Annotated in this window: 9 protein-coding genes; 2 read left to right on the top strand and 7 right to left on the bottom strand. The window is 69.5% G+C overall.

What is annotated here, in order from left to right; all coding sequences use genetic code 11:
• Positions 1-3: 3 nt before the first annotated feature.
• Positions 4-1,488: a GTPase HflX gene (gene hflX / locus LR393_RS24200; RefSeq protein ID WP_407937344.1), complete on the bottom strand. Its 1,485-nt coding sequence runs from the start codon at positions 1,486-1,488 to the stop codon at positions 4-6.
• 139 nt (positions 1,489-1,627) lie between these two features.
• Between hflX and LR393_RS24205 the strand changes: the two genes are divergently transcribed.
• Entirely contained in the window at positions 1,628-2,269 is a 642-nt protein-coding gene (locus LR393_RS24205) for a class I SAM-dependent methyltransferase (RefSeq protein WP_231486773.1), read from the top strand.
• Between the two features lie 174 nt (positions 2,270-2,443).
• Here LR393_RS24205 and dapF read toward each other — a convergent pair whose 3' ends face one another.
• The 5 genes from dapF to LR393_RS24235 form a co-directional block, all read right to left on the bottom strand.
• Positions 2,444-3,316 (bottom strand): diaminopimelate epimerase, encoded by an 873-nt coding sequence (gene dapF, locus LR393_RS24210; RefSeq protein ID WP_231486799.1) that lies wholly within the window; start codon positions 3,314-3,316, stop codon positions 2,444-2,446.
• Positions 3,313-4,224, bottom strand: coding sequence for a tRNA (adenosine(37)-N6)-dimethylallyltransferase MiaA (gene miaA / locus LR393_RS24215; protein ID WP_345718935.1), 912 nt, complete (start codon positions 4,222-4,224; stop codon positions 3,313-3,315). The genes dapF and miaA overlap by 4 nt, the downstream gene beginning before the upstream one ends.
• A gap of 248 nt (positions 4,225-4,472) precedes the next feature.
• Positions 4,473-5,120: a class III extradiol ring-cleavage dioxygenase family protein gene (locus tag LR393_RS24220; protein ID WP_231486814.1), complete on the bottom strand. Its 648-nt coding sequence runs from the start codon at positions 5,118-5,120 to the stop codon at positions 4,473-4,475.
• A 425-nt stretch (positions 5,121-5,545) separates the two neighbouring features.
• Complete coding sequence (locus LR393_RS35670) at positions 5,546-8,839, bottom strand: helix-turn-helix transcriptional regulator (protein WP_269327783.1); 3,294 nt, start codon at positions 8,837-8,839, stop codon at positions 5,546-5,548.
• 26 nt (positions 8,840-8,865) lie between these two features.
• The gene (locus LR393_RS24235; protein ID WP_231486817.1) at positions 8,866-9,069 is read right to left on the bottom strand and encodes a hypothetical protein; all 204 of its coding nucleotides are present in this window, start codon (positions 9,067-9,069) and stop codon (positions 8,866-8,868) included.
• 313 nt (positions 9,070-9,382) lie between these two features.
• Here LR393_RS24235 and LR393_RS24240 point away from each other — a divergent pair, with 313 nt between their 5' ends.
• Positions 9,383-9,805 (top strand): MarR family winged helix-turn-helix transcriptional regulator, encoded by a 423-nt coding sequence (locus tag LR393_RS24240; RefSeq protein WP_231486820.1) that lies wholly within the window; start codon positions 9,383-9,385, stop codon positions 9,803-9,805.
• Between the two features lie 2 nt (positions 9,806-9,807).
• Here LR393_RS24240 and LR393_RS24245 read toward each other — a convergent pair whose 3' ends face one another.
• The gene (locus LR393_RS24245) at positions 9,808-10,224 is read right to left on the bottom strand and encodes an NUDIX domain-containing protein (RefSeq protein WP_231486823.1); all 417 of its coding nucleotides are present in this window, start codon (positions 10,222-10,224) and stop codon (positions 9,808-9,810) included.
• Between the last annotated feature and the right edge of the window lie 315 nt (positions 10,225-10,539).

The following is a 10,539-nucleotide window of genomic DNA, read 5'->3' on the forward strand; positions in this document are numbered from 1 at the left end:
CGCCTAGGCGACAGGCGTTCCCACGCGGTACGAGGCGAGCAGGTGGGCCAGTCCGGCGTTCACCCGGGCGTTGATCCGGGTGCCCTGCTCGACGTGCTCGGAGGTGAGCACCTCGCCCCGCTCGTGGATCTTGCTGACCAGGTCGCCGCGGTCGTACGGCACCAGCACGTCGATCTCGACGTCCGGGCGCGGCAGCTCTTCCTGGATCAGGTCGAGCAGCTTGTCGATGCCCTCACCGCTGCGCGCGGACACCGCGATGACCCGCGGCTCCCGCAGGACGATGCGGTTGATCACCTCGGGATCGGCGGCATCGATCTTGTTGATGACGACGATCTCCTTGGGCACATCGCCCTTGAGCTCGGCGAGCACCGCGCGGACGGCGCTGATCTGGCCCTCCGGGTCGGGGTGGCTCCCGTCGACCACGTGCAGGAGCAGGTCGGAGTCACTGACCTCCTCCAGCGTGGAGCGGAAGGCCTCGACCAGCTGTGTGGGCAGGCTGCGGACGAACCCGACCGTGTCGGCCAGGGTGAACTCGCGACCGTCCGGGGCCATCGCCCGGCGGATCGTCGGGTCCAGCGTGGCGAACAGCGCGTTCTCCACCAGCACACCGGCCCCGGTCAGGCGGTTGAGCAGGCTGGACTTGCCGGCGTTGGTGTACCCGGCAATGGCGACGGCGGGCACGGCGTTGCGGCGACGGGAGTCGCGCATCGTCACCCGCGACGTCTTCATCGCCGCGATCTCCCGGCGCAGCTTGGCCATCTTGGTGCGGATGCGCCGCCGGTCCAGCTCGATCTTCGTCTCACCCGGACCTCGCGAGCCCATGCCGTTACCGGCACCCACCTGGCCACCGGCCTGGCGGGACATCGACTCACCCCAACCGCGCAGACGCGGCAGCAGGTACTCGTACTGGGCGAGCTCGACCTGGGCCTTGCCCTCCTTGGACTTGGCGTGCTGGGCGAAGATGTCGAGGATGAGCGCGGTGCGGTCGATGACCTTGACCTTCACCTTGTCTTCCAGGCCACGACGCTGCGAGGGCGAGAGCTCCCCGTCGCACACGACGGTGTCGGCCCCGGTCGCCTCGACGATGACGCGCAGTTCCTCGGCCTTGCCCTGCCCCAGGTAGGTGCCCGGGTCGGGTGAGGTGCGGCGCTGCATGACGCCGTCGAGGATCTGCGAGCCGGCCGTCTCGGCGAGCGCGGCGAGTTCCCGGATGGAGTTCTCCGCGTCGGTGGCGGTCCCGGTGGTCCAGACCGCCGCGAGCACGACCTTCTCCAGTCGCAGCTGCCGGTACTCGACCTCGGTGACATCCTCGAGTTCGGTCGACAGCCCGGAGACTCGCCGCAGGGCCTGGCGATCGGCCAGGTCGGTCTGGTCCCCGTCATGCTCGCCCCAGCGGGTGGTTCCCTCGGAGAGCGCCGTCCCCTGGCGGGACAGGATGCGCTCGACGGCCTCGCTGCGGTCGGCAATGCTGCGTTCCTTGTTACTCAGGGCATCCTCCGTAGTTCGGTGTGGCTGGCCTAGGGCATCCAGCCTTGCATGTCAACACCACAGGTGGCTACTGAGATTCCCGACGGCCTTGCCGGCGTGGCCGGAACTGTCGGCGGGTGGCTCTACAGTATTTCTCGCGATGACCAGCGAATCTTCTGAAGCGCCCGCCGAGGGCGCCCACTATTTCCGAACGCCGAAAGAGACCACCCACCGGCGGGACGTCGAGATCATGCTCGCAGGGCGTGAACTCACCGTCACCACGGCCGGGGGTGTGTTCAGCGGCGACCGTATCGATCTCGGCACGCGGGTGCTGCTGCGTGAGGTCCCGCCGCCGCCTCCCGAGGGCGAGATCCTGGATCTGGGGTGCGGCTGGGGACCGATCACGCTCAGCGCGGCCCTGCTCGCGCCGCAGGCCTCGGTGTGGGCGGTCGACGTGAACGAGCTGGCCCTCGAGCTGACGGCGCTCAACGCCCGCCGGGCGAAGGCAGCGAACGTGCGCACGGCGACGCCCGGCCAGGTGCCCGACGACGTGCGGTTCGCGGCGATCTGGTCGAACCCGCCGATCCGGATCGGCAAGACCGAACTGCACGCGATGCTGCTGCACTGGCTCCCCCGCCTGCTGCCCGAGGCCTCCGCGCACCTGGTGGTGCAGCGCAATCTCGGCGCCGACTCCCTGCAGGGCTGGCTGCAGACGCAGCTCCCGTCCGGCTGGACGGTCGTGCGGGCGGGCAGCGCGAAGGGTTACCGGGTCTTGCGGGTCACGGCTCCTGCGTCGAATTAACGGACGAGTAGGTCACCTTCACACGCTGGGTGGCCCAAGCGCCCCAAACCTCTTCGTGATCGTGCAAAACCTCCCCGGGCGTCCCTGGACCCCGCCTTTGTTCGTGATCATGCAAGGTGTCCTCGGAGTTCCGGAACTCCGAGGACACCTTGCATGATCACAAGCGAATCCGGGTCAGACGAGTTCGCCCTCGGCCACGATCACGGCGGGGCCGGACAGCTTGGCTGAGTCGCCCTCACTGGCGGTGCCCTCGGTGTCCACGTAGAGAGTTCCGCCCAGCACGTCGATGCGCCAGTGGTCGGGGGCCAGGTTCGCGCCCCAGGCCCGGGCGGCGAGGGCGGCCGCTACGGTTCCGGTTCCGCAGGAACGGGTCTCGCCGGAACCGCGCTCGTGCACGCGCATCTTCAGGTGACCCAGCTCGGAGCGCACGCTCTGGTCGTGCAGCGGCACCACGATCTCGACGTTCGTGCCGTTCGGCGGAGCCGGCTCGACGATCGGCGCCACGGTCAGGTCGAGGGCTTCGAGGATCTCGACGTCGGGCAGCGCGACCACCACGTGCGGGTTGCTCAGCGCGATGGAAAGCCCTGGCAGGGGCGGCATCCCGGGAAAGGTGACCTTCACGTCGCTGCCGGCCGCGACCGCGGCCGGGCCCCCGGCCACGCGCCAGGCACCGAGGTCGATGGTGAACAGGTCGCCCCGGCGCTTCACCGGCATCACCCCGCCGCGCGTGGTGATGAGCACCTCGTCGCCCTCGTCCAGCGTGATCCAGCCCCGGCGCAGCAGGTGCGCCACGAACACCCGGCTGCCGTTGCCGCACATCTCGGCGGCGCTGCCGTCGGAGTTCCAGTAGTCCATGAACCACTCGCCGGCCGCGTCCTGCCCGGCCGCGGCGCTCCGGACGACACGGATGACACCATCCGCACCGAGCCCGGCCCGGCGGTCACTGAGGTGCCGGATCAGCTCGGGGGTCAGGTCGAGCCGGCCGTCGGGGTCGTCGAGCAGCACGAAGTCGTTCTCGGTGCCATGGCCCTTCGCGAACGTCGTCACGGGGTAAGGCTACGCGGGCCGGTGACGACCGCGAGCGCCCGCTCGCGCAGATCGTCCGCGTCGTACGGCAACCAGGTGACGCGATCGTCGCGACGGAACCAGGACTCCTGCCGGCGGGCGAACTTACGCGTCGTGTTCACGGTGTCGACCTGGGCCTCCACCTCGTCCATCTCCCCGTCGAGCATCCGCAGCACCTGGGCGTAGCCGAGCGCCCGCGGGGCGGTCTTCCCGTCGAGCAGCCCTTCCGAGACCAGGCGCGCCGTTTCCTCGACCAGGCCGTCACGCCACATCCGCACGACCCGGGCCGCGATCCGGTCGTCGAGTTCCTCCCGCGGTGCCATCAGGCCGATCTGCACGGCGGGAACGTCGTACTCCGGCCGGGGCAGCGTCGCGCTGAACGGACGGCCGGTCAGCTCGATCACCTCCAGCGCGCGCACGATGCGCCGGAGGTTGCCCGGCAGGATCGCGATCGCCGCCGCCGGGTCCTGCGCGGCGAGACGGCGATGCATCTCCGGGGCCCCGGCGCTCTCGGCCTCCCGCTCCAGCCGCAGCCGGACCTTCGGGTCGGTCGGCGGGATCTCGAGCTGGTCGAGCACCGCGCGCACGTACAGCCCGGAACCTCCCGCCAGGATCGGCACCTTGCCCCGGGCCAGGATGTCGTCCCGGGACGCGCGGGCGTCGCGCTGGTAGGCCGCGAGACTGGCCTCCTGCGTGACGTCGAGAACATCGAGCAGGTGGTGCGGAACTCCCCGCCGCTCATCGGCCGGGAGCTTGGCCGTGCCGATGTCCATGCCCCGGTACAGCTGCATGGCGTCGGCGTTGATCACCTCACCATTCAGTGCCTCGGCGAGATCCAGTGCCAGGTCGGACTTTCCGGTCGCCGTGGCACCGACCACGGCAATGGTCAGCCAGTTCCGGGTGGGGTCGTCCAACTGCTGCCCAATGCCCTGGTTCGGACGGCCCGGGTTCAGGTGACCCTGGTTCAGACCGGCCTGGTCCTGGCCACCCTGGTCCTGGCCACCCTGGTCCTGGCCACCCTGGTCCTGGCCACCCTGATTCTGGGCGCCCCGGTCCTGACCGCTCTGGCTCTGGCTGTTCTCGTGCTGACTGCTCATGTCCTGGCCACTCATCTTCTGGTCACTCGAGCTCGGGTTACTCATGCCGGGAACCGCCAGTCGGCCACGAAGTACCCGACGCCGAAGGGCGCGCCTTCGTACCGCAGGGTGGCCGTGGCCGATCCGGGCCCGCCGAGCCCTCCGGCGGCCACCTGCCAGCCGGCCCGGCCCACGCATCCCAGCTCGTCGGCCACGGCGGGGGCGATGTCGGCCAGTTCCTTCGGGTCGGCGCCGGTCAGGGCCTTCACCACCGCGGCGTCGAACGACTCCGCCTCCGGATCCTCGAATCCCGGCGACCGCACCCCGCGCCGGTTGCTGCCGTCACCCAGCACCAGCCACGCAGCGCGCGAACCGGCCTGCTGATCGAGCGAATGCCCTAGCTCCAGACAGTCCGGAACCGATGTCGAGACCGAGACCTCCTGCAGCACAACCGGTCCGGTCCACCCCACCCGCTCCAGAAGCCAGCGTCCGACGGTCAGGGACAAGGGCAGACCAGGTGCCGTGGCCGGGTGATCCCGCGGTGCCTCGACGGCCACGCCGTAGCCCGCCAGGGTGCCCCACTCCCGCGGCTCGTGCCGCCAGGTGCGTTCTCCCGGGCCGACCAGCACCAGGGTCGAAGGATCCTGCGCCACCAGTTCGGCGACCGCCTGCTCACACGCCGCCAGCAGAGGACCTGTCAGCTCAGCCAACGACTCCCCCACCCCCGCGACCACGCCGGCGCTGTCCGCGAGCGAAGGCCGGACCGGATCCGTCGGCCCGGCCTGGTGAGGCCGACCACTCTGCTGATCCGGTTCAGGCTGCCCGCTCAGCCCGGACGACTCGGTCGCGTCGGACCGGCCGGCAGTGCGAGTATCTGCTGCCTCCTGCCCCACTCGGACTCCGGTCAATGCCGGCACGAGCAAGGGCGGACAGGGCACGAAAGCGGCGGCGAGCATCCCCCGACCCTAAACCCGCGCCAGCACGGACCGCGGGCCTACTCATGCCCCGCACCTGAGGGCCGACTCACGCCGCACCCGAGGGCCAGCTCATGCCGCACCCGGAGGCCGGAGTTTCACCGCCCGGTCCGGCCCCCCTTCCGCCCTGGTCCAGAACGGACCGGTCCAGATGCCATCTCTCAATGAATCAGCCCCAGCCTGCTCATGATGGCCACTGCCTCTGCCCGGCCGGAGGCGCCGAGCTTGGCCAGGACGTTGGAGACATGCACGCTGGCCGTCTTCTCACTGATGAAAAGGCGCTCGCCGATGGCCCGATTGGTCAGGCCGGCGGCGACGAGGGCCATCACCTCGTGCTCGCGTGGCGTCAGCGTGGGAGGAGTGATGGGTGCGTCATCAGCGCCCCCGGTCGGTTCACCGGAGGATCCCGGCCCGGGCAATGTCGCCGGAGAGGTACCGCCCGATCCGGCACCCGCTGAAGCCTGACGGTCAGCCGAACCCCCGTACGGTCCCCCGGCCTGGAGGTCACGGCCGTCCTGGCGACCGTCGGACCGCCCGGGGGTTCCCCCGGTCCGGAGATCTCGGTTGTCCCGGCGACCCCCGGAACCTCCGCGCAGTTTCCCGTCGTGGAGGTTTTGCTCGTCCTGGCGGTCCTGGCTGTTCGCACCCGGGACGCCGGTGGCCCCGCTCAGGCTCATTCCAGCCAGCAGGGCGAGGTTTTCGAGTTCTCGGAGCAGCGGTGCGGCGCCGAGACGCAGGGCCCGGTCATGGGCGGCGCGGATCTGCTCGCAGGCCTCGGTGAGACGGTTCTCGCGGAGCAAGAGCTGGGCCGCACGCCATCGGGCCCGGGCCGCCTCGTAGACCGACACTCCCTCGAAACCCTCGGCCAGGTCGAGCCATCCGGCCGTCTCGTCAGCGGCCCGGGCCCGCGCCCACTCCAGTTCCATACGCAACAACCAGGCCTTGCCCTCGGGCCCCATCACGCCGCGACGTGGCAGCCCGAGACGACCCCGGGAACGACCGTCTTCCAGGAAGTACTCGATGTCGGCGAGAGCCGACCGCTCGGTCTCGGCGTCGCGCAGCTCACGGGCGCGCGAGGCGCCGTCGGCCAGGGCACTGATGGCCCGGACATCAATGGCAATGCCGGACAGCAGCCAGGGTTCGGCCTCCCGGAGCACGTAGTCAAGCGCTCGCCGGGCCTGGACCGCGGCCTCTTCCCACTGCCCGAGCCACGTCATCGCCTCGGCCCGGGCCGAGTGCAGGAGCTGGCGTTCCCAGGAATCCTCGGTGATGACCAGCCACTCGTCGGCCCGGAGCACCTGCTCGGGGTCGCGGGCGGCCAGGACCGGAAGCTCATACAGCCGTAGGTAACTGACCAGCGACATCGGCAGCCGCGACGCGCCTTCGTCCGGCCGGATCACGCCGAGCGCCCGCTCGACCTGCCCGGTGTGCCAGAACGTGGTGATGAGCAACGACCGGGCATTACTCCCGTAGGGGCTGGCAGTCAGGCCGCTGGAGTCGGCCACCTCGATGGCCGCGAGCAGATCCGCGATACCGGCATCCAGGTCACCGGCGTCCAGATGATTGATGGCGAGGTTATAGATCACCCGCACCGTGGCCGCCGTGTCTCCGGAGAGCTCGGTCGCGGCGCGGGCCAGGCGGAAGGACCGCGCCGAGTCTTCGTCACGCCCCAGCACTCCCTCGGCCACGGCCTGGGTGGTCAGCAGCTCAACCTGGAGAGCGGTCATACCGAGCGGCTCGCTCTCTGCCAGCGCCTGGTTCACGGCCTTCATGGCATCGCGAGGATCGTCCGCCAGACGTACCCGGGCGACAATGCCCCAGGCCATGGCCCGCGCGGGCGACGGCGCCCGGTCGCCGGCGAGATCGTTGATGACCTGCACGGCGTGGGAGTGCGCCTCCCGGGGCCGATCTGCCTGGTACAGATGCAGGGACAGCGTGGCCCGGGCCTTCGCCGCAGCGATGGTGTCACCGTCCGCCTCCGCCTCTTCCGTGGCGGTCGCCGCCAGGTCGACTGCTCGCGCGTACCGCCCCGCGTCACTCGCCACGTCGGCCGCGCGCAGACTGACGGTGCTGCGCGCGACGTCTTCGGTCCGCTGGTCGTCGGGAACGACGTCCCACAGCTGGAGAGCCTGCTCGTAGTGCTCCAACGCCTCCGCGGGAGCGTTACCGCAGGCGGCGAACCAGGCCGCCTGGAGCGAGGCGTTCAGGGCACTCGGCATGTCGTTGGCCGCGAGACTGTGCCGTGCGACCTCGGCAGCGATTCCCCGGGCACCCGGCGTACCGATCAGCGGCCTGAGGTACGCGGCGACGTTCTTGTGCAGGCGAACCCGTTCACCGGGCAACAGGTCCGAGTAAATGGCTTCCTGCAGAAGAGCGTGCCGGAAGCGATAGCGATCCAGTTCTTCCGGCACCAGCACCTGCTGGGCGATCGCCTCCCTCAGCGCGGACTCCGCCTCGTCGGCCGACAGCGAACCCCGGACGTCCGGCCCGCTGATCACCACGCGCAGCAACGCATCGTCGATACGGGCCGACCCCAGTACCGACGCGAGACGCACCACCTTCTTGGCCGGGTCGGACAGTTGTTCCAGTCGATCAAGCAACAGGTCGGTCAGGCCCTCGGGCAGGCGGCCGTCTTCACCGGCGGCCAGAAGCTCTTGCGCATAGTACGGATTCCCCGCCGACCGCGTCACGATGCGCCGCAGCAACGCCGGCTTCACCGGAGCGCCGTTCACACCGGCCAGGAGCTGCGCAAGTTCGCGGGCGGAGAGCGGCGGCAGATCCATCTGCTCTATCCGCGGCAACCGCACCAGCTCGCCGACGAGCGGACGCAGGGGATGCCGGCGGTGCAGGTCGTCGGCACGGTAACTGGCCAGCACCAGCAGCCGGTCGGGCCCCAGCCGGCTGAACAGGAACCGGACCAGGTCACGGGTGGACGCGTCGGCCCAGTGCAGGTCTTCCAGGATCAGGAGCAACGGCGCGACCTCGGCCCCGATACGCCCCAGCACGTGGGTGACGGACTCGAACAGGGCCAGCCGATCCAGGCCGGCCTCACCGACGCTGCGCGGGATCACCTCGATCGCCGACCCGACGATCTGGGCCAGCCCCTGCCGTTCGGCCGAGACCTGGCGGATGACCTCTGCCATCCACCCCTTCTCCTCGCTGTCCCGTTCTCCCCACCGCAACGGCTGGCTCAGAGCTTCGGCGAACGGCAGGTAGGGCAGTGAACCCGTACCCAGATCGACGCAGCGCCCCGTGAGGACCTGGAAACCCGTCGCCGCCGCGTGCTCTGCGATCTCCGTGAGGGTGCGGGTCTTACCGACCCCGGCATCGCCACCGATGATGACCCCGGTCGCGGTGCCGGACCGGGCAAGGGTCAGGAGTTCGCGCAGGCGCTCGAGTTGCCCCACTCTCGCGACGAACGGCGCGGCGGAACCGACGAAAGCCACGTCGCCCATCGTGTCACCTCTTCCCGGTCGATCGCCTACGACTTCTTCCTGGCCGCCTCACGGGCCTGTTTCTGCTGCCGCTTGCGCGCGGCCCCCTCGAGCAGCCGCTGCTGGCGATACCGCATCTCTGCCTCGGCCGATCCCTCGAGCCTCTGGTACGGCAGCGTCACCCCACGGGTGAGACCGACCGCCGTACTGGCCGCCAGATCCCGCCGAAAACCGTTCCACGACGTACTCATCGCTACTACCCCCAGTCGATTCAACTGCTCTCGTCTGCTGATGAATCAACCTTCGCGCTAAGGCCGCACCCGGCGGATCGGGAGATCACGCAGCACCGGCCGGACTCGGACCTCAGATTCCGATCAAGGTCATGGCTCAGCGGCCTAAGGCCTCAGAGAACATGGGATCGGCATCTAAGGGGTCCGGCGGAGCACCGCGAACGGCCGGATGACACTCCGCCGGCCAGCATCTTGGGGAAGAACGACATCGTCGGAACGGGCGGCGCCCGCAACACCCCGCCCCGACCGTATTCCGGAGCCTTAGAGTCAGAGGATGATCAGTAGGGGGTACCTGGAACTCGGCGAGGAGTTGCGCACCGTCGTCGGCGAACTCGTCCGCCGGGCCCGCGGCGCCGACGAACTCCCGGCCAATCACGCGGCGGCCCTCGGCCACCTCGACCGCTCCGGGCCGGCCACGATCGCAGAGCTCGCTCACGCCTGCCACATCCGGCACCAGTCGATGACCGCGATCGTGCATCAGATCGCCAAGCGCGGGGAAGCGACGGCCGAACCCCACCCCACCGATCGCCGCGCCGTTCTCTACCGGCTCACCGCCGTCGGCCGGACCGAACTGGAACGGGACCGGCACCTGCGCGCCAGCTGGCTGGCCCAGTGCATCGAGGACGAGTTCGGCGACGACACCCAGAGCATCGAGAATGCCATTCAGGTGCTGAGGCGGTTGAGGGACCGGAAGTAACGTCAGCCCCGGAGTATCTGCTCGAAGACGCCGAGGTAGTACGCATGCCCCAGTGTCAGACCCCTCATATCGTCCAGAGACGCCCAGCAAATCTCGTCATGCTCCAAAGGCTCGAGATTCACGGGCTCCCCGGACCAGGCCCGGACAATCCAGATCCCTTGTTGCAGTCTGCCTTCCGGCAGATCATCCGACCCGCCACGGATACGGGCGCACGGTTCATTGTCGATGTGGGCAGCCTCCACGCCCACTTCCTCCCGCAGCTCGCGACGCAAAGCCTCCAGCTCACTCTCACCGGAGTCCACATGACCCCCGGGCAGGTCCCAGACATTCGGGTACCAGCGCCGGGACGGAGAACGGTGGCAGAGCAGCAGCCGATCACCTCGGACCAGGGCGCCGGTGACCACATGATGCAGAGCCATCAGAGTTCCAGAACGCCGGGGACACATTGCATGATCACGACAGGGTAGCGGGGAACGTTGGCATCATCACGGACGAGGTGTTTGAGGACGAGGCAAGCCTCCCTCACGCTTCCGGTCACCGAAAACCCAGCCTGCACTCCCCCTCCCTGCTTTCCCTCCGTGATCGTGCACAGGGATGAAGGACGATGTGCCCCTGCCGTGCGGTGGTGGATACCGGCCGGACCTGGGTGTTCGGGTGGTCAAAGCAGTAATGGCGGCCCGCGCCGCTGCCTGAGTTTCCTCATACAGCGGGGGCCGCCATTACTGTCTTCAATT

This window comes from Kineosporia mesophila, from assembly GCF_021129235.1.
Taxonomy (GTDB): Bacteria; Actinomycetota; Actinomycetes; order Actinomycetales; family Kineosporiaceae; genus Kineosporia; species Kineosporia mesophila.